General features: G+C 57.8%; 19 protein-coding genes and 1 tRNA gene. 6 read left to right on the forward strand and 14 right to left on the reverse strand.

Annotation, left to right across the window (positions count from 1 at the left end):
• Positions 1 to 30: 30 nt before the first annotated feature.
• The gene (locus SLH49_RS06735) at positions 31 to 1179 is read right to left on the reverse strand and encodes an exo-alpha-sialidase (protein WP_320268364.1); all 1149 of its coding nucleotides are present in this window, start codon (positions 1177 to 1179) and stop codon (positions 31 to 33) included.
• A 75-nt stretch (positions 1180 to 1254) separates the two neighbouring features.
• Positions 1255 to 2457, reverse strand: a complete 1203-nt coding sequence (locus SLH49_RS06740) for a pyridoxal phosphate-dependent aminotransferase (RefSeq protein WP_320268365.1) — start codon at positions 2455 to 2457, stop codon at positions 1255 to 1257.
• 81 nt (positions 2458 to 2538) lie between these two features.
• On the opposite strand from SLH49_RS06740, the gene SLH49_RS06745 reads away from it, so the two are divergent.
• The 3 genes from SLH49_RS06745 to SLH49_RS06755 all read left to right on the forward strand — a co-directional run bounded on the left by SLH49_RS06745 (position 2539) and on the right by SLH49_RS06755 (position 3816).
• Positions 2539 to 2934, forward strand: a complete 396-nt coding sequence (locus SLH49_RS06745; RefSeq protein WP_320268366.1) for a helix-turn-helix transcriptional regulator — start codon at positions 2539 to 2541, stop codon at positions 2932 to 2934.
• Positions 2931 to 3203 carry a succinate dehydrogenase assembly factor 2 gene (locus SLH49_RS06750; protein WP_320268367.1) on the forward strand — a complete coding sequence of 91 codons (273 nt, stop codon included), beginning with the start codon at positions 2931 to 2933 and terminating at the stop codon, positions 3201 to 3203. Before SLH49_RS06745 ends, SLH49_RS06750 begins: the two co-directional genes overlap by 4 nt.
• A gap of 133 nt (positions 3204 to 3336) precedes the next feature.
• A complete protein-coding gene (locus SLH49_RS06755; protein WP_320268531.1) occupies positions 3337 to 3816 on the forward strand; it encodes a MarR family transcriptional regulator in 480 nt (159 codons plus the stop codon).
• Positions 3817 to 4283: 467 nt separating this feature from the next.
• On the opposite strand, the gene SLH49_RS06760 is transcribed toward SLH49_RS06755, so the two are convergent.
• The 9 genes from SLH49_RS06760 to SLH49_RS06800 all read right to left on the reverse strand — a co-directional run bounded on the left by SLH49_RS06760 (position 4284) and on the right by SLH49_RS06800 (position 11465).
• Positions 4284 to 4910, reverse strand: a complete 627-nt coding sequence (locus tag SLH49_RS06760; protein WP_320268368.1) for a YdcF family protein — start codon at positions 4908 to 4910, stop codon at positions 4284 to 4286.
• A gap of 40 nt (positions 4911 to 4950) precedes the next feature.
• The gene (locus SLH49_RS06765) at positions 4951 to 5673 is read right to left on the reverse strand and encodes a DUF1194 domain-containing protein (protein WP_320268369.1); all 723 of its coding nucleotides are present in this window, start codon (positions 5671 to 5673) and stop codon (positions 4951 to 4953) included.
• Positions 5670 to 6386 (reverse strand): DUF1194 domain-containing protein, encoded by a 717-nt coding sequence (locus SLH49_RS06770; protein WP_320268370.1) that lies wholly within the window; start codon positions 6384 to 6386, stop codon positions 5670 to 5672. Before SLH49_RS06770 ends, SLH49_RS06765 begins: the two co-directional genes overlap by 4 nt.
• Positions 6380 to 6808 (reverse strand): VOC family protein, encoded by a 429-nt coding sequence (locus tag SLH49_RS06775; RefSeq protein ID WP_320268371.1) that lies wholly within the window; start codon positions 6806 to 6808, stop codon positions 6380 to 6382. Before SLH49_RS06775 ends, SLH49_RS06770 begins: the two co-directional genes overlap by 7 nt.
• Positions 6809 to 6914: 106 nt before the next feature.
• A tRNA-Glu gene (locus SLH49_RS06780) sits at positions 6915 to 6989 on the reverse strand.
• A 75-nt stretch (positions 6990 to 7064) separates the two neighbouring features.
• A complete protein-coding gene (gene recJ / locus SLH49_RS06785; protein ID WP_320268372.1) occupies positions 7065 to 8828 on the reverse strand; it encodes a single-stranded-DNA-specific exonuclease RecJ in 1764 nt (587 codons plus the stop codon).
• A 30-nt stretch (positions 8829 to 8858) separates the two neighbouring features.
• Positions 8859 to 9824, reverse strand: coding sequence for a class II fructose-bisphosphatase (gene glpX, locus SLH49_RS06790; RefSeq protein ID WP_320268373.1), 966 nt, complete (start codon positions 9822 to 9824; stop codon positions 8859 to 8861).
• Positions 9825 to 9892: 68 nt separating this feature from the next.
• Positions 9893 to 11179 (reverse strand): homoserine dehydrogenase, encoded by a 1287-nt coding sequence (locus SLH49_RS06795; RefSeq protein WP_320268374.1) that lies wholly within the window; start codon positions 11177 to 11179, stop codon positions 9893 to 9895.
• Between the two features lie 55 nt (positions 11180 to 11234).
• Positions 11235 to 11465, reverse strand: a complete 231-nt coding sequence (locus SLH49_RS06800; RefSeq protein ID WP_320268375.1) for a hypothetical protein — start codon at positions 11463 to 11465, stop codon at positions 11235 to 11237.
• Between the two features lie 77 nt (positions 11466 to 11542).
• Here SLH49_RS06800 and SLH49_RS06805 point away from each other — a divergent pair, with 77 nt between their 5' ends.
• Both SLH49_RS06805 and SLH49_RS06810 read left to right on the forward strand, forming a co-directional pair.
• Positions 11543 to 12130, forward strand: a complete 588-nt coding sequence (locus SLH49_RS06805) for a TetR/AcrR family transcriptional regulator (RefSeq protein ID WP_320268376.1) — start codon at positions 11543 to 11545, stop codon at positions 12128 to 12130.
• Between the two features lie 51 nt (positions 12131 to 12181).
• The gene (locus tag SLH49_RS06810) at positions 12182 to 12673 is read left to right on the forward strand and encodes a hypothetical protein (RefSeq protein WP_320268377.1); all 492 of its coding nucleotides are present in this window, start codon (positions 12182 to 12184) and stop codon (positions 12671 to 12673) included.
• Here SLH49_RS06810 and SLH49_RS06815 read toward each other — a convergent pair.
• The 3 genes from SLH49_RS06815 to SLH49_RS06825 are packed head-to-tail and all read right to left on the reverse strand — an operon-like array spanning position 12657 to position 15450.
• On the reverse strand, positions 12657 to 13286 hold the full coding sequence (locus tag SLH49_RS06815) for a hypothetical protein (protein ID WP_320268378.1): 630 nt from the start codon (positions 13284 to 13286) through the stop codon (positions 12657 to 12659). The genes SLH49_RS06810 and SLH49_RS06815 overlap by 17 nt on opposite strands.
• Positions 13283 to 13858 (reverse strand): TadE family protein, encoded by a 576-nt coding sequence (locus SLH49_RS06820; protein ID WP_320268379.1) that lies wholly within the window; start codon positions 13856 to 13858, stop codon positions 13283 to 13285. Before SLH49_RS06820 ends, SLH49_RS06815 begins: the two co-directional genes overlap by 4 nt.
• A complete protein-coding gene (locus tag SLH49_RS06825; protein ID WP_320268380.1) occupies positions 13855 to 15450 on the reverse strand; it encodes a Tad domain-containing protein in 1596 nt (531 codons plus the stop codon). Before SLH49_RS06825 ends, SLH49_RS06820 begins: the two co-directional genes overlap by 4 nt.
• Before the next feature lie 506 nt (positions 15451 to 15956).
• Here SLH49_RS06825 and SLH49_RS06830 point away from each other — a divergent pair.
• The gene (locus SLH49_RS06830; protein ID WP_320268381.1) at positions 15957 to 17210 is read left to right on the forward strand and encodes a sarcosine oxidase subunit beta family protein; all 1254 of its coding nucleotides are present in this window, start codon (positions 15957 to 15959) and stop codon (positions 17208 to 17210) included.
• The last annotated feature ends 5 nt before the right edge of the window (positions 17211 to 17215 follow it).

A 17215-nucleotide genomic window follows, 5' to 3' on the forward strand; every position in this document is an offset into this window, starting at 1 on the left:
ATCACCATGCGCATTACGCGGCCAGTCGGTTTAATGTGGGTTTTCAAGCACTTCAACGGCCAGGATCGTCGGCAGATGTCGCGCGATCTCGGTCCAGTGATCGCCTTCGTCAATACTGGCGAAAACCGACCCGCTATTGGTCCCGAAATAGATGCCCGCCTGTTCTTGTTTGTCGCCCGCCATGGCTTGGCGGAGAACGGTGAAGTAACAGGCCTCCTGCGGCAGCCCCTCGCGCAATGCTTCCCAGCTTTCCCCCGCATCGCGAGAGCGCCAGACGGCGGCGGCGGCATCGGGCGGGTAGCGCCCGGCGCTGTCGCCGTTCAACGGGATCGTCCAGATCGTATCGGGGTCGTGCGGATGGACCCGGATCGGGAAGCCGAAGGTCGAGGGGAGCCCGCTATTGATATCGTCCCAGGATCGTCCACCATCGTTGGATCTCCAGACACCGTGGTGGTTCTGCTGATAAAGCCGGTCCGTATCGCCCGGTGCGCGCATCATGTTGTGGACGCAGTGCCCCGTCTCGCCGTTTGCCGGCGCTGCGGGATGATGGTGCCCCTCGCAGGCCTCGGCATTCGACATACGATTGCGCCGTTCCCAGCTTTGTCCACCGTCTTCCGTGGCAAAGACGCCAGCTGCTGAAATGCCGATCCAGAGCTTATCCTTGTTGGCCGGGTCTCCCACGATCGTATGAAGCGTCAGCCCGGCGGCACCGGGGTTCCAAGTGTCGGCGGACGGGTGGTTGGCGAGCGCTTCCAGCTTCAGCCACGTCTCGCCATTGTCTGTGCTGGTGAGGAGATTGGCTGGTTTCGTGCCTGCATAGAGCGTGCCGTGATGGTGCCCGAGCGACCAGATCTGGCTGAATTCCTCACCGAATGGTGGTGGTGTGTCGGTCCAGCCAATCATTGCTGCGAAGTCCGGATCGTTTGCCGCCCACTCATCCATCTGCCCCTTGGTGAGCTTGGCGCAGGTCCAGGTCTCGCCCCTGTCATCCGAGCGCCAGACACCCGCGCCTGACCAGTCGCCACCACCGCCTGCCCAGATCGTGTCACCTGCGCCAATCATGTGGTTGATAGTCCAGCCGTCGCAGAAGGGCCCGCTGACCTGCCAATCCTGGCGGTCCTCTTCACTGTTCACGAGAAAAGCGCCCTTGGTTGTGCCCACAAGGATTGTCGTTTGCATGATTTGTACCCCCGCTTTTGCGGAGGATACCATGCTGCGACATTTTGACAAAATCGCCGCTACTGCAAAGATCGATTAGGTCAGCCATTCACAAAACCCGATGATCCGCTCGCACGCCTCTTTCAGCGCCTCGTCCGAGGTCGCATAGCTGACCCGGAAATTGGGGCTTAGGCCGAAGGCGGCACCAAAGACCACTGCGACGCCAGTTTCTTCCAGCAATGCGGTGGCGAAAACCTCATCGTTTTCGATCAGCGTCCCGCCTGCCGAAGTTTTGCCGATGCAGCCCACGATGGACGGATAGACGTAGAACGCGCCTTCGGGCTTGGGGCAGACGATCCCTGGCGCCTTGTTCAGCATGTCGACTACAAGGTCTCGCCGCCGTTCGAACAATGCATTGTTCGGGGCGATGAAATCCTGCGTGCCGTTGAGCGCCTCAAGCGCCGCGTATTGGCTGACCGAGCAGGGGTTCGACGTGGATTGCGACTGCACCTTGCGCATCGCCTTGATCAGATGTTCCGGCCCGCCTGCATAGCCGATCCGCCAGCCGGTCATCGCATAGGCTTTGGACACGCCGTTCACCGTCAGCGTCCGGTCGTAAAGCTCCGGTTCGACTTGTGCTGGCGTGCAGAACTTGAAATTGCCGTAGGCGAGGTGTTCGTACATGTCGTCCGTCATCACCCACACATGGGGGTGCCGCATCAGAACATCGGTCAGCTCTTTCAGCTCGCTCCATGAATAGCCCGCGCCGGAGGGGTTTGAGGGGGAGTTGAAGAGGAACCACTTTGTCTTGGGCGTGATGGCCGCCTCAAGCTGTTCTGCTGTGATCTTAAAGCCCTTGTCCAAAGTGGCTTCGACAGGAACGGGTGTGCCGCCTGCCAGCAACACCATATCCGGATAGCTGACCCAATAGGGGGCAGGGATGATCACTTCATCGCCCGGGTTCAGCGTTGCCATAAACGCGTTGTAGAGAACCTGTTTGCCACCGGTTCCCACAGTGATCTGCGCGGTTGAATAATCGAGCGCATTGTCACGCTTGAACTTTGCGCTGATCGCCTCTTTCAGTTCCGGAATGCCGTCAACTGCCGTATATTTCGTCTTGCCTGCCGCAATTGCGGCAACGGCCGCATCCTTGATGTTTTGCGGCGTATCAAAATCCGGCTCGCCCGCACCAAGGCCGATCACATCGCGACCCGCCGCCTTCAATTCCGCCGCTTTTGTCGTCACGGCAATCGTCGGTGATGGTTTTACGCGGTCAAGCGTCGCAGAAAGGAAAGTCATCAGCCTCATCCGGTGGTTATTTGCGATCAATGATGACATAGGCTGGGGCCGCGGATAAGCGCAAGCGGCAAGGAGTGCAGAATGACCGTTTCAGACGTTGATTGGTTCAGTCCGGATGCTGCGACATTCGGGGATCGCCTTGCCGGTGCCCGCGAGGCCGCCGGGCTGACCCAGAAAGAGCTTGCCGCGAAGCTGGGGGTAAAACCTGTTGTGATTACCGGCTGGGAAGATGATATCAAAGAGCCGCGGGCGAACCGTTTGCAGATCGTCGCGGGCATTCTGGGTGTCTCGCTCAGCTGGCTCTTGACCGGCGAGGGCGATGGGCCAGAGGCGCCGGGCGAGGATGGCTCCGTTGCCGCCGATCTCTTGGATCTGCTGGCAGAGATACGTGGTCTGCGGGCGCAGATAGCCCAATCCGGCGAAAAGCTGGGGCAGCTTGAAAAGCGGCTTCGGGCTGCCATCAAGGAACAGCTATGACCGAAGACCGCGTCACGATGATCAAACGGTTGCGCATGCGCTCCATGCGGCGGGGGATCAAGGAGATGGACCTGATCCTGTCGGCTTTCGCAGCAGCGAAGCTTGACGGATTGTCCGACGCGGATCTGACGCTCTATGATGCATTGCTCACCGAGAATGATCACGACATCTATGCTTGGATCGGCGGTCAATTGGCTGTTCCAGAGCGCTATCGCACTTTAATGGCTGATATTTCCGCCGTGTCCGAGGGCGTCACGCGCCCCGCGTGATTTTCGCGAAAGTAGCTTCAATTTTATCATTTAACTGAATGTTTTTTGTTTCGTCTTAATCAGATCATCGAGCAGAAGATGGAGTGACGAGATGAGCATTCATACCGACCTTAATGGCCAAGCGAAGACAGGTATGTCAGCGGCGCGCAGTGCGGCCTTCATGGCATCATATCTGGACTCGCTGACTCTGGTTGAAAGACTGCACCGCCTCTTGCTGGATGTGATCAAGGACGAATTCGAACGTGTCGGCTTGTTAGAGATCAATCCGGTCCAGGCGCTCTTGCTGTTTAACGTGGGCGACAATGAGGTCACGGCTGGTGAGTTGAAGACGCGTGGTTACTATCAGGGTTCGAACGTGTCCTACAATCTCAAGAAGCTGGTTGAGATGGGCTACATGCACCACCAGCGCAGCGAGATTGATCGCCGCTCCGTCCGCGTCCGCCTGACCGAGAAGGGTCGGGAAGTGCGTGAGATTGTGGCGAAGTTGTTCTCGACCCACGCTGACGGCCTTGTTGAGCGCGGCGTGTTGGACCAGTCGGGTATTGAAGACATCACCAGCGCATTGCGGCGCGTTGAGCGGTACTGGACCGAACAGATCAGATATATCTATTGACGCGCCCGGGCGCGGCAATGTGTGGTTGATGAGGTGAAGCGTTCAAGCGGGCCGGGCGGAAGTGCTGCCGGCCCGCATCCATTTTGAGAAATGTGACGGTTGGCATTGAAAATATTCACTGTCCTTCATTTCCTCTCGGATCGTCGGCGACCCTGCGGGGTTTCAATGATGCTGATCGCCGGTTGCAGATGGTGCTGTTGTGACGGAACTGCTTCGTGGATATCTCAAATCTAACATGGCGCGCGATGGTTTCCACCATCCGCACGCCCCTTTTGCGTTGGTGATGCCCTCTGTCGTAGAAAGTGAATGCCAAGCGTTCAGAAAGTAAGGCTAATAGAGTCCCTTCCGGCTTTCTGTCGAGGGGCAAGTGGCGTTGGCCAGTTCATGGACATGAGGCAAACGCGCATCAATGTTTGCGCGATCTTCACCCTTGAAGCTAACGTGTTCTCGCGGTGTTTTGGCCCAAGTTACATGGGCAGATGATCAGTAAAGCCTACGTTGACCAATGTATCAAAGGCTGATTGCACGGCATCCGGTATGTGAATCGGCACCTGAAAACCACGCTCTGCATAAGTCTTCATGCGTGCAACATCCCCGACCATCTCACAGATCAGGGCGTGTTGGTCGTGATGTGGTAATGGCTGGGCGTCAAAAGACGTTTCGGGCGCCGTGATGAGAGCTGCGACGCCCGGCCATTGGCGCGGCGCTGTCGCTTTGCACCGCAGCTGTGTCTGCGGTTTCGTGACGATGATGACCCGCCTGGCCGTTGGGACCAACTTGGCGCTGAAGCTGATGTTTTCGCCGATATGTGTCGCACGACGCTCAAGCATGATCGCGTCTTCCGGAACCCCATCCTTAATCGCCTGATCTTTGAACGCTTCCGCCTCGGTTGCCGGGTACAACGCGGATGTCCAGTTGCCCGATGCGCCCGAAAAGATGATCCTTTCGGAAAGGCCAGCATGAAACAACTCGGCGCAACGTGTCGCGACGCGCATATCGTAAGACCCCAGACCGACAATCACATCAGAACGCCGAAGATCGTCATAAACGCAGTGAAAATCCCAAAGAATCTGTGCGGCGGTGCGAGTTTTCATTATTCAGATCTCGCACCATTTTCCGGACAAGGCTGAACCATCATCTGGAATTAGCACTGTCGCCAAGCTGACCAATCGCGATACTCGCCAATTCGCGCAAAAGTTTGCGTTCCATGGCGGCTGCATAATCCTCGAACCCCAGCGCGACCTCGACAAATGCGCCGGGGCCACGCACCACGTTGCTCCGGTAATAAGCGGACAGCGCCTTGATATCGGCAAACCGATGGTCGTCGCCGCGGGCATTACCTGACCCGATGACCAACCCGTTCACGCTGACGCCCGGTGGTGTCCGATCTGAAGAAATGTCTTCCGGGCGCGGCCCGGTATTGGTTTCCCCATCACCGGAGAGATCCAGCGTGCGTTTCCAGCAATCGGGTTGCGCGTCAAGCAGCGCGAACCCGTAAAGAAGTGCGGCACCAATCGCGGTAGTCGGCGCGGCGGTGATCCGCTTATGACCTCGGATCGTGCGAACCGCGTCGGCAAGGTCCGCTGGAGTCCGTAACTCTGTCCAGGGCAATACCAGCGTCTGGTTGGGTGGCCCGCTCCACTCATAGACGGCGATGCGGATGGACGCGTCCGGCTGTGCAAAAAGCACCTCTTGCACGGCATCGCTTTGGAGCGCACTGGCCAGCCCTTCAAGCTGTAGCCGATACTCCACGGTATCAACGGAGGTGGACATATCCAGTCCAAGTGCGAGGGCTTGGCGACATGCGGCGTGTGCCGCGCCCGACCAGATCAGCAGGCAGGCCAATGCGCGGATCATCCGGGCGGGACCGCATTGCGGCCTTCGGGCGGCGCCAACTCACCCATGATCTGAGACGAGAGTTCGCGGATCAGTTTGCGCTCCATGGCGTTTTGGTAGTCTTCGAAACCGTTAGCGACCTCCAGAAACGAACCGGGGCCGCGGATAACCTTGTTGCGATAAAAGGGGATCAAGTGGATTTCGGCCTCATACTCCCCCGCATTGATGACCAATCCATTGACGACAACATTATCGAATGGGAAGGCGGTGTAGGCCTCTTCCGGTCCGAAACCATCGTTATTCTGGCCATCACCCGCAACATCAATGGTCTGAAACAGACAGTCGGGCCCTTCCTGCAGCCTGATCGCAGCATGCCCCAGCGCGTGACCCATCGCGGTGGGAAAATCGTTATGGCTGCGTTTGCTGCTCGCAATTGTATCGGAGACGCGGAGAAGGTCAGCGGGCGACTCGATCATGATCCATGGCGTCAGATCCTGCTGGTTGTACCGCCCGCTCCATTCAAAGACGAGCAGTGCTACAGGATCGGGGCTGGCGAAAAACGCGGCCTGAACGTCAGGGGCCAGAAGGGCGGCCGCCAGCCCGCCCCGTTGCAGCCGGTCTTCAAGAGGATCGACCGATGCAGAGACATCCATCGCCAGGACAAGCGCAAGCCTGCAGGCCTGTACCGGGGCTGCCGCAACACACAGCCCCGCAATCAGCGCGGCCCTTACCAATGGCCGGTATTCTGCATGCTGGCCCAGGGTTCGGCTGGCGCGAGGTTGTCGCCCGCCTGCAGAAGCTCGACCGAGATATTGTCGGGTGAACGCACGAAGGCCATATGCCCGTCCCGTGGTGGGCGGTTGATCGTCACGCCGTTGTCCATCAGGTGCTGGCAGGTCTCGTAGATATTGTCGACGCGGTAGGCCAGGTGGCCGAAATGGCGGCTATCAGATGGCAGTGCATCGTCCCCATCCCAATTGTATGTGAGCTCGACCGGGCATTCCTCTTGCCCGGGTGGAGCCATGAACACGAGGGTGAAGCGCCCGCCTTCGTTTTCGAACCGGCGTGTCTCTTTCAAACCCAGCAGTTCGTAGAAGGCGATGGATTTGTCGAGGTCTTTGACCCGAACCATCGTGTGCAGATAAGTCAGCGGCATGGCAGCGTTTCCTTTCGAAGCATGTTTGCAGGAAAGGGTAGCTGTAGAAACGCGACAGTAAATCCCCAAATCGGGTGTCGCAGTAAAGTGTGATGGGGAAATCCAATGGCAGTCCCTAGGGGAATCGAACCCCTCTTTCCAGGTTGAAAACCTGGCGTCCTAACCGATAGACGAAGGGACCACGCTTGGTGCGCTGCTTTTATGGAAACTGCGCGTATGGCGCAAGAGGGTTTTTGCGGTTTTTTGTGGGCCTGCGTCAGTAGGCCGGGGCCGCATCTTCGAGTCGCAGTTGCACCGATTGTCGTCCTTGCCAGGTGTTGATTTCCAGCCGTCCGGCCAGGTGAAACCGCGCCCCATTATGGCCCAGAAGCATGGGCCCGATGGGCCCGTCCATCGCGCCAAAACAGATTGCATCGATGCGGGCGTTGATCCCGTCACCAAAGCTGATTTTCAGATGGTTCGCGCCAACCTGTTTGGCAAAGTGGATCAGCACATCGGGAAAGGCAAAGCGTGGGGCAGGGGCACCCGCGCCGAAGGGACCTGCATCTTCGATCTGATGAACAAGCTCTACGCTCGCGGCACTGGGCATCAGGATACCATCAAGGCGCAGGTCGGCGGGCCCGATCGCATCGGCCCCTTGTTTTGCCAAGAGATCGCCCAGCCGTTCCATCGCCGGTTCAAGTTGATCGCGCGTAACTGTCAAGCCGGCGGCCATTTTATGCCCGCCACCTTTGAGCAGTAGTTCATCTGCCGCCAAACGCTGAATGGCGGCCCCCAGATCGACCCCGGCGACGGAGCGGCCAGAGCCCTTGCCGATATCGCCGTCAAACCCGATGACGATGGCGGGGCGGTTGGTCGCCTCTTTCAGCCGCGCGGCAACGATCCCCACGACACCCGGATGCCATCCTTCGCCCGCAGCCCAGACCAGCGGGCCGTCAAGACCGCGCGCGGTGGCCTGCTCCAACGCCGCATCCCGCACTCGCGCCTCCACCTCGCGCCGTTCGGTGTTAAGTTGTTCAAGTTTACCGGCCAGCGCCTCGGCCTCGTGCCGTTCAGCTGTGGCCAAGAGCCGAGCGCCCAGATCAGCCTTGCCGATGCGACCGCCTGCATTGACGCGTGGCCCCAGGAGAAAGCCGAGATGATAGCTGGTTGGGGCCTGATCGAGGCCTGCCACATCGGCCAATGCGGTGAGGCCAATCCTTTCCCTGCGCGCCATAACGGTCAGGCCCTGACGCACAAATGCACGGTTCACGCCCGTGAGCGGGGCCACATCGGCGACCGTAGCCAGTGCGACAAGGTCAAGAAGAGCCATCAGATTGGGGCTCTTGTGCCCTGCCGCGCGGCGTTGTCTGTTCGCCTCAACCAGCATCAGAAACACAACGCTTGCCGCGCAGAGATGCCCTAGATCTCCGGTTTCGTCCTGCCGGTTCGGATTCACGATCGCGAGGGCACGGGGCAGTGTTTCGCCGCCCAGATGGTGGTCGAGCACGATGACATCCGCGCCCTTCGCGGCTGCGATGGGACCATGCGACAGCGTCCCGCAATCGACGCAAATGATTAAATCATGCTCTGCCGCGAGCGCGGACATTGCGGCATCATTCGGGCCATAACCCTCATCAATGCGGTCGGGGATGTAGAGCGTCGCGGTCAACCCCAGATCACGCAGCCAGGTAATCAAGAGAGCAGCTGATGCGCCCCCATCCACGTCATAATCGGCGAAGATGGCGACCCGCTGACGTTGTTCGATGGCCCGCAGAAAACGCGCCGCAGCCTTTTCCATGTCTTTCAACGCGTGCGGGTTCGGCAACAGATCCCGCAGTGTCGGCGCCAGAAAGGCGGGCGCGTCTGCTGCAGAAATGCCGCGCCGGACCAGCGTACGGCACAAAGGTCCCGGCAGGCCGGTTTCCTGGGCCATCGCCTCTGACAGGCGATCCTCTTCCACCGATGGACCGACCCAGCGGCGTCCCGTCGCCGAGGCGCTGACATTCAGAAAGGCGGGTTTATCTTGTAGGGCATTCATTGTTGCCCACAATATGCTGCCCCAGCTGGATTAGCTAGTGGGGTTGCGATAGATCATGCGCCGGACCGACCCAGTTTTGGAGCGCATCAGGATCGTCTCAGCCGTGACAAAACCAACCTCGCGCTTGATCCCCGGCACAAGCGAGCCGTCGGTGACACCCGTTGCCGCAAAAATGACGTCCGCCGTGACCATGTCATCACGCGTATAGACCCGGTCAAAATTGGTGATCCCCGCCTTTTTGGCGCGCCCGCGCTCATCATCGTTGCGGAACATCAGGCGGCCAAAAATCTGCCCGCCCATGCATTTCAGCGCAGCTGCGGCCAACACACCCTCCGGCGCGCCACCCGAGCCCATATACATGTCGATGCCGGTCAGATCCGGTTCCGCGCAATGCATCACGCCTGCCACGTCGCCGTCGGTGATGAGCCGGATCGCGGCACCGGTGCTGCGGATTTCGGCGATCATGTCTTCATGCCGTGGCCGTTCAAGGACGCAGACGGTGACGTCATTGGTTGAACAGCCCTTAGCGGCGGCAAGGGCCGACACGCGCTCAGCCGGCGACATATCAAGCGTTACGACGCCAGCCCGGAACCCCGGGCCAATCGCCAGTTTGTCCATATAGACATCCGGCGCGTGCAGCATCGACCCGCGCGGCCCCATCGCGATGACGGCGAGTGCATTGGGCATGTCTTTTGCGGTGAGTGTCGTCCCCTCAAGAGGGTCGAGCGCGATATCGACGCCGGGGCCTGTCCCGGTTCCGACCTCCTCGCCGATGTAGAGCATCGGGGCTTCGTCACGCTCGCCCTCGCCGATGACAACGACCCCGGCAATGTCCAACTGGTTCAGCTGGTTACGCATGGCGTCCACGGCGGCCTGGTCTGCGGCCTTTTCATCGCCGCGCCCGATAAGCGAGGCACAGGCAATGGCGGCAGCCTCGGAAACACGGGCGAGGCCCAGGGACAGGCTGCGGTCGTTAAAGTCGTGGGGCTTTGACATGGATTGGTCCTTTGTTGACGTGCTTCACCCTAAAACCTGTCCACATGACGGTCACAAGACTGTTTGCGCTAAACCGCCTCAATCCGGATGGCGACAGGTTCACCGGTGACAACGCCGGTGCCAGCAAATGCGGCAAGCGCCTCATCAAGGGCGGTGCGGGTGGTTTTGTGGGTGACGATCAGAACCGGGGCCATCGTGTCATCATGGCCGTATTGGCGCATCCGGTCGATGGAAATACCCGCCTCGCCCAACGCATAGGCCACCTTGGCCAGCGCACCGGGTTTGTCCAAAAGCTGCATGCGCAGATAATAGGGGGCGGGCACGGCGGCACGGGCCGCGCGCGCCTTGCGCAATTGTGCGGCAGGTTGGCCGAAGGTTGAGATGCGCAAGCCACGGGCAATGTCCATGACATCGCCCATGATCGCGCTGGCGGTCGGGCCTTCGCCCGCGCCTGCGCCACGCAATACGATTTGACCGACGGCATCGCCTTCCAGCACCACCATATTCGTGCCGCCCTCCAGTTGGCCCAACGGTGAGGTGGCTGGCACCAGGCATGGCGCCATCCGCTGTTCCAGGCCGCGCCCGGTCAATTGCGCCACGCCGAGTAGCTTGATCTTGTAGCCCATATCGGCGGCATGATTGATGTCTTCGATGGTGACCGAACCAATTCCCTCTAACTCAACAGCGTCAAAATCAACCTGCGTGCCGAACGCTATTGAGGACAGCAGTGCCAGCTTGTGCCCCGCATCAATCCCGCCCACGTCCAGTTCAGGGTCCGCCTCCAGATAGCCGAGTTGGTTGGCTTCATCAAAGACGGCCTCATAGCTGAGCCCCGCATCCTGCATACGTGTGAGGATGTAGTTACAACTACCATTCATAACACCCATGATGCGGGTGATCTCATTGCCAGCAAGGCCCTCGGTCAGCGCCTTCACGACGGGAACCCCTCCGGCGACGGCCGCTTCGAACCGGATCACGCGGCCTGCCGCCTCTGCCATTTCAGCGAGCGATTGCCCGTGGACCGCCATAAGGGCCTTGTTCGCGCTGACCACATCCTTGCCAGCGGCAATCGCGGCCTCGGTGGCGTCTTTCGCGGGGCCTTCATGGCCGCCCATCACCTCAATGAAAAGATCGACATCGTCACGTTTGGCAAGTTCAACCGGGTCATCCTCCCACGCGTAGTCAGACAGATCGACATCGCGGTTCTTCGTCTTAGAGCGCGCAGAAACAGCTGAAATCACAATGGGACGTCCCGCGCGGCCCTCAAGCAACGCGACATGTTTCTGGACGATACGGACAATCCCGACACCCACGGTGCCCAGACCTGCGATCCCAAGGCGAAGTGGTGAAGTCATCCGGTCATCCTATCCCTGTCCAGCATTCCGCTTGGGTAGTATCGAATAGGCCCGGCTACTGCAACGCGCCGATCTCAACCGCGCGCAAGCGGGCGGCGCGGGCTTGTAGCGCGGCGATCCTTTCGTCCAGCGCGACCTCTGCGGCGGGGATCGCAAAAGGGTCCGATGGTAACGGTTCCAAAGACGGGTAAGGGGCCTCGCGCGCGGCATCCGTGATACTGTCGTCCAGATCCGGGAAGGTCGCGCAGCCGGACAGCATCATCAGGACAAGGAGGACATACCGCATGGGTGCAAGGTATTCAGTGCGTTGCGGAAGGGGCAAGGGGGTTTTCAATTGAACAATTGTTCAGTTAAGTGATCTCTATGGCGCGCAAACAAGGTTCACATTCCGACATCACCGGCCCAAGGGTGCTGGACACGGCGCTCAGGCTGATTGCGGAACACGGCTTTGCTGCGGTGTCGATGCGCCAGATCGCGTCAGAGGTTGGGGTTCAAGCGGGCGCGCTTTACAACTACACGCCCGATAAGCAAAGCCTTTTGTTCGACATGATGCGTGCGCATATGGCCGAACTACTTGCCGCCCTTCGCGCGGTCGACCTGCGGGGCGATGCGCTGTGCCAGCTTGAGACTTTTACCCGTTTTCACATCCGGTTCCATCTCCCGCGTCCGGATCAGGTCTTTGTCTCATATATGGAGCTGCGCAGCCTTTCGCCAGAGAACTTTGCGGTGATTGAGCGGATGCGGCGCGACTATGAAGACGCGCTTGAGGCGATCCTGCGGCAGGGCGAAACTGAAGGTGTCTTTGCGGTTGCCAATACCCGCGTGGCGACGCGGGCGATTATTGCGATGTTGACCGGTCTCAGCCATTGGTATCGGGATGGCGGCGCGTTGGATATCGCGGCAATCGAAGCGATCTATTGGGACATGGTGCGGAAGTCGGTTGCCCTATGAAGCACATGCATGACGAACGCGGTTTGCAGAGAACACCAAGAACGGGACAAGATGTTTCAACCTGACGAAAACGGCGTCTATGCCAGTGTTCATGCCTCACCAGCGCGGCGGATCTTTGCGTATGCGGTGCTTTTTGCGCTGGGAATTCTGGTCCTCTATACCGCGCTTACGCACCCGCCTGCCATTGGATGGCTTGTTTTCTTGCTGGTTTTTGGGATTGGGGCACTTTGGCTCGCTGAACGACTGCGCCGTGCGACGCTGTTGCGCATCGATCTTACGGCGACTGATATCCGTGACAGTTCGGGCACGGTGCTGGCGACGATGGACGAGATCAAGGCCGTTGATCGTGGGGTGTTTGCATTCAAACCTTCAAACGGCTTTACGCTGATTACGCATGAAAAAAAGCCCCGGGGCTGGGCACCGGGGCTTTGGTGGCGTTTGGGGCGCCGCGTTGGCGTCGGAGGCGTCACCTCAGCGGGGCAGGCGAAATTCATGGCTGAGCAAATTGCGTTTCGCCTAAAAATCACTATTGCTGACAGATAGTATCGCCGTTTTCGAGATCGTTTGGTGTAGGGTCAAAGCAAACAGCCGGTGAATAACGTGGTTTAATTATTGTGAATGTTGTGAATTCAATTTCATCATTTACATCCGTGCCACCATTCGACAAAGGCCCAAGGAATGCCGTGTTCGCGATGGGGCGGTACATCGTGCTTGTCTCAAGAAGAATAGCCACTTCGCCATCAGACATTGGCGGTATCCGGCCATCATTGAACAAGGTGTTCAGTTCGTTTTCCGTTAAGTTTTTATCGTATCCGCGACGCCGACCCCAGTTTATTACGACATCGTTTTGTGCATCACGAAAACGGAAAATCGTAAGCCTAAAGTCGGGGTCTTCATCGACCGATGATAATGACCTCAGAAGGTTGCGGGTACCATTCAAATACGCCGGTGAAAGTGACTGTTCTTCACGACTGATCATATCTGCGACGGTCAATGCCGCACGCGTGCTGATTGTCTGTGCTTTGAACGCGTCAAAGTAGATCATGGTCGACATCAATGTCCAAAGCAGTATCGGCACTGCAAACAGCAGCTCTATTGAGATGATACCATCTTGGTCACGACGAAAACGGTTCAAAAACTCAGGTGTTCTCATCATTCATCTTCCGCTCGGAATGGTTCAATCACAAAAGCCGCACTGGTGACGATCGCATAGGAACGGCCAGCGGCAGCATCCGCATCTTCGACAAGTCGCAGGCCGATGCCCGTCGTTGGCAAGAAAGGATCAACGCGTGCGCAGACCCGCAGATACATCAGTTCATTGTTTCCGTATTCGTCAAAAAAAATGTCGTCGCCATCATCGGGGTCTTCCCGATTAACACAACGTGCCGCATCGGCGATGGGTTGCCAATCACGAACGTCATTCCGGACCATTTCGATCCGCAGATTGCTTTGACAATTTGGAATCACTTCGATGATTTCACAAATGCGGTCGCGTAGGTCATCCGCATCTGGGTCGATCATCGTTCCAATACGTACCTCGCGAACGGCTCGGTCAACAGCGTGTTCAACCATAAATTTCCGAAGGTTAATTATACCATTCTCAACGGTCATGAAGAAGATGAACATGAAGACAGGGAAGACGAGCACAAAGGAAAGTGTAACCGTCCCATCTTCGGCCGCGCGATATCGACGCAAGGCATTTAGTATGTATGCGGCCCAACCACTCATTGGCTCAACCGCAATGCCGTAATTTGTCGTGCGATGTTCTGGAAGATATCATCGATCGCTGTTTCTTCAGCATCGAAGTAGTAGTTTTCAGTAAATGCGCATTGTCTCATTTGCGCTGCCCCGTTGTCGGGCGCACCCATAGAGATCGTATACACCACTATGTTGCGATCACGCGCGGCTGAGCAAATCTGCTGCAGCCAAACGTCTTGTTGTGCCGCGTTGTTCGGATACTCCGTTACGCCGCCCCAACCGGGGCGCAAACCCTCTGGATGGTCATTCACACTGTTGTACCAATAGATGTAGGGGTAGTTTGTGAACGTCCGACGCCAAAACGGGTCTGCCCAGATGTCATCTTGCACATGCCGAGTTGCTACGTTTTCACCATCTGTCATGAGGATAACGTACTTTTTGGAGTCCTCGGACGATGCATTCTGTTCATAGTCAAGTGGCCTTATGCCCGCGAAGGCAGGGTCAACATCAGCAACGTTGCCCAAAAGTGTGCGCATTGATGGATCCAAAAGCGACACACCCCATTTCATTCCAAGGTGGATGGATGTTGTCCGTGTTGGCTGAAGGTTACGGATCACCTGCGTAAGGCTGGCCGCATCTTGAGACAAAGGAATGATGCTTGGATCCCGGTTGTTTTCCGGGTCCGCTTCCGGGCAGAGGGGGCCGGTGAACTCTGAAGTAGAGCTGCGGTCGTCTAGACGGGCGACCTGAGTGTACGTCCGCTCCGTGTCGAAAACCGTTGTAGCGAATTCTGAGGGTAGGATTTCAACGCACCGCCAAGGATTAGTCACGATGTCTTCAAGCAAAGTATCCAGATCAGATTGGTCAAAGTCGTTGCTGCTATCATCTGCTTCTGCCTGAAGTCCCGGAATATCCGACGTGTCAATCAAATCGTCGTTGCTAAGAATGCTGTCAGGCGTCGTGTTTAAAGCGCGGTATATACCTTCGCCGATGTTCACATTTGCTGAATATTGCACTAGCGAGAGAGATATCTCGTCCTGATATTCAGGGATAAGGAGGGTTGTTACAAAGTTCTCCGCCGCATCGCGCAGAAGGCTCATTCGAGTCCCGCTTGTACCATCGACTTGCGAAACACTTGTTCCCATAGAGCCAGAAATATCAAGTACGAGCGAAATCTCGACGTTCCCGGTCCCTTCGATGGCACGCGCATAGCCTGGAGCCGTTAACGTCTCAAGACCAATGAACTTTGTGTAGAAGGTGCTCATATCGAGTTCAGATTCTACTGTGACTGATCGACTGCCCGGACTGTTATTGATGTTGATTGGCTCTTTGAGCGAGCTTTCCAACCCTTCGGAACGAAAGTAGCCGCGAACCACATCTTCACCATCAAGCCCTTGGTCGAGCTCAGCGGCTGCCAAAACCGCGCGATCGGTCACATTCTGCAGCACGACACGCCGCGATTCAAAGCGCATGAAGTCGACAGCCATACCGCCCATGACCAGCATCAACACGAGAAGCAAAAGCGTGAGGACGATCACGCCGCCGTCTTCATCGCGTCCAAACTGACGCAGATATCTTACCCGCAAACTGGGCCGATCGTCTTTCGAGCTATGCACAGACATCCGTCTCTTCATCTTGTTACCCCATGGCAGCGATTTGGCAGCGCAGGCGGAACGCCTCACAATCGTGCAAAACGATGTAGCATGAAAACCAATTTGCTGTGGCAAAAATTGGGCAGCTACCGTGGCGTTACAACGCTTTGTAACTAAATTGCCCAACATTTTTGCGATGATCCCAATAATTGTTGGTGAATCGGAAACAAATTCATCCTACGTTCATCTAAAGCTGGGGCTAATTCACTCAAATCCTTGCATTTTTTTAGGCAATAACCCGCCGATCATGACGCGATAGAATCGGTAATGCGGCAACTTGAAGGCGAACTGCGGGATTCGAGGTGCGAATCTGTGCAGCGATTCTGCTGAACAGGCCCGACTGTTTCGAGATCACGGTACCACACGGCCTGCTCGGCGCCGTGTGTAAAGGTCGTCAGCTATCCGTCCTTTGTCGAAAAGTGACCATGCAATCCAGAGGTCGCCCTGTTAGGGTCACGCCTGACAAGGGGATGGCGATGCGATATTCGGGCTTTCGGGTAATCAAGGAGGGGCTGTTTGGCCAGAAGGGCTGGGGCCCTGCATGGCGCGATCCCGAACCCAAGGGCGAATATGACGCACTCATTGTCGGGGGTGGAGGACACGGGCTTGCGACCGCCTATTACCTCGCCAAGGAACATGGGTTGACCAATGTCGCCGTGCTCGAAAAGGGCTACATCGGCGGCGGCAATGTGGGGCGGAACACGACCATCGTGCGCGCAAACTACTTCCTTCCAGGGAACTCAGAGTTCTACTCACACTCTCTCAAGCTCTGGGAGCGGATGGAGCAGGACCTGAACTACAACGCCATGCATTCCCAGCGCGGGATCATCAACCTTTTCCACTCGGATGCCCAGCGAGATGCGTTCGCGCGCCGGGGCAATGCGATGATCAATCAGGGTGATGATGCGATCTTGTTGGACACGGCAGGCGTGCGCCGGATGTTGCCGTATCTCGATTTCGACAATCTGCGCTTTCCGATCTATGGCGGCCTCTACCATCCGCGTGGTGGCACCGCCCGCCACGATGCGGTGGCATGGGGCTATGCGCGCGGGGCCGATCAGCGCGGCGTCGACATTGTCCAGAATTGCGAAGTCACCGGCATTGATATCGAAGGTGGCGTGGTAAAGGGCGTTCAGACGACACGAGGCGCCATTCGTGCCAAAAAGGTTGGCATAGTCGTGGCCGGACGCTCTGGCCAGGTGGCGGCGATGGCGGGGATGCGCCTGCCGATTGAAAGCCATGTGTTGCAGGCCTTTGTCACCGAAGGGCTGAAACCGGTCATCGACCACGTGGTGACCTTTGGCATGGGGCACTTCTATATCAGCCAGTCCGACAAGGGCGGGCTGGTCTTCGGCGGTGATCTGGATTTCTACGCCTCGTACGCGGCACGTGGGAACCTGCCGATGAAGGAACATGTGATGGAGGCGGCCATGACCCTGATGCCCATGATCGGCAAGGCAAGGGTCTTGCGGTCCTGGGGCGGGATTATGGATATGACGCCCGATGGCTCACCTATCATCGACAAGACCCACATCGACGGGCTCTTCATCGATTGCGGCTGGTGTTATGGCGGGTTCAAGGCCGTACCCGGCTCTGGCTTCAGCTTCGCGCATCTGATGGCGACGGGGCAGCATCATGAACCAGCAGCGCGGTTCCGGTTGGATCGATTCCGGACCGGGGTTGGTCTGCTCGATGAAGAGGGCACCGGCTCTCAGCACAATTTGCACTAGGGACA

The sequence above is a fragment of the Cognatiyoonia sp. IB215446 genome, assembly GCF_033963825.1.
GTDB lineage: Bacteria > Pseudomonadota > Alphaproteobacteria > Rhodobacterales > Rhodobacteraceae > Yoonia.

What these genes read in the sequence shown, in the direction of transcription:
- SLH49_RS06755 (WP_320268531.1), top strand. Translation starts at nt 3,337, where the DNA reads ATGTCAGCGGCGCGCAGTGCGGCCTTCATGGCATCATATCTGGACTCG.
- SLH49_RS06825 (WP_320268380.1), bottom strand. Translation starts at nt 15,450, where the DNA reads ATGTCTGTGCATAGCTCGAAAGACGATCGGCCCAGTTTGCGGGTAAGA.
- recJ (WP_320268372.1), bottom strand. Translation starts at nt 8,828, where the DNA reads ATGAATGCCCTACAAGATAAACCCGCCTTTCTGAATGTCAGCGCCTCG.
- SLH49_RS06805 (WP_320268376.1), top strand. Translation starts at nt 11,543, where the DNA reads ATGGCGCGCAAACAAGGTTCACATTCCGACATCACCGGCCCAAGGGTG.
- SLH49_RS06800 (WP_320268375.1), bottom strand. Translation starts at nt 11,465, where the DNA reads ATGCGGTATGTCCTCCTTGTCCTGATGATGCTGTCCGGCTGCGCGACC.
- SLH49_RS06735 (WP_320268364.1), bottom strand. Translation starts at nt 1,179, where the DNA reads ATGCAAACGACAATCCTTGTGGGCACAACCAAGGGCGCTTTTCTCGTG.
- SLH49_RS06740 (WP_320268365.1), bottom strand. Translation starts at nt 2,457, where the DNA reads ATGACTTTCCTTTCTGCGACGCTTGACCGCGTAAAACCATCACCGACG.
- SLH49_RS06760 (WP_320268368.1), bottom strand. Translation starts at nt 4,910, where the DNA reads ATGAAAACTCGCACCGCCGCACAGATTCTTTGGGATTTTCACTGCGTT.
- SLH49_RS06815 (WP_320268378.1), bottom strand. Translation starts at nt 13,286, where the DNA reads ATGATGAGAACACCTGAGTTTTTGAACCGTTTTCGTCGTGACCAAGAT.
- SLH49_RS06765 (WP_320268369.1), bottom strand. Translation starts at nt 5,673, where the DNA reads ATGATCCGCGCATTGGCCTGCCTGCTGATCTGGTCGGGCGCGGCACAC.
- SLH49_RS06830 (WP_320268381.1), top strand. Translation starts at nt 15,957, where the DNA reads ATGCGATATTCGGGCTTTCGGGTAATCAAGGAGGGGCTGTTTGGCCAG.
- SLH49_RS06795 (WP_320268374.1), bottom strand. Translation starts at nt 11,179, where the DNA reads ATGACTTCACCACTTCGCCTTGGGATCGCAGGTCTGGGCACCGTGGGT.
- SLH49_RS06750 (WP_320268367.1), top strand. Translation starts at nt 2,931, where the DNA reads ATGACCGAAGACCGCGTCACGATGATCAAACGGTTGCGCATGCGCTCC.
- SLH49_RS06775 (WP_320268371.1), bottom strand. Translation starts at nt 6,808, where the DNA reads ATGCCGCTGACTTATCTGCACACGATGGTTCGGGTCAAAGACCTCGAC.
- SLH49_RS06820 (WP_320268379.1), bottom strand. Translation starts at nt 13,858, where the DNA reads ATGAGTGGTTGGGCCGCATACATACTAAATGCCTTGCGTCGATATCGC.
- SLH49_RS06745 (WP_320268366.1), top strand. Translation starts at nt 2,539, where the DNA reads ATGACCGTTTCAGACGTTGATTGGTTCAGTCCGGATGCTGCGACATTC.
- glpX (WP_320268373.1), bottom strand. Translation starts at nt 9,824, where the DNA reads ATGTCAAAGCCCCACGACTTTAACGACCGCAGCCTGTCCCTGGGCCTC.
- SLH49_RS06810 (WP_320268377.1), top strand. Translation starts at nt 12,182, where the DNA reads ATGTTTCAACCTGACGAAAACGGCGTCTATGCCAGTGTTCATGCCTCA.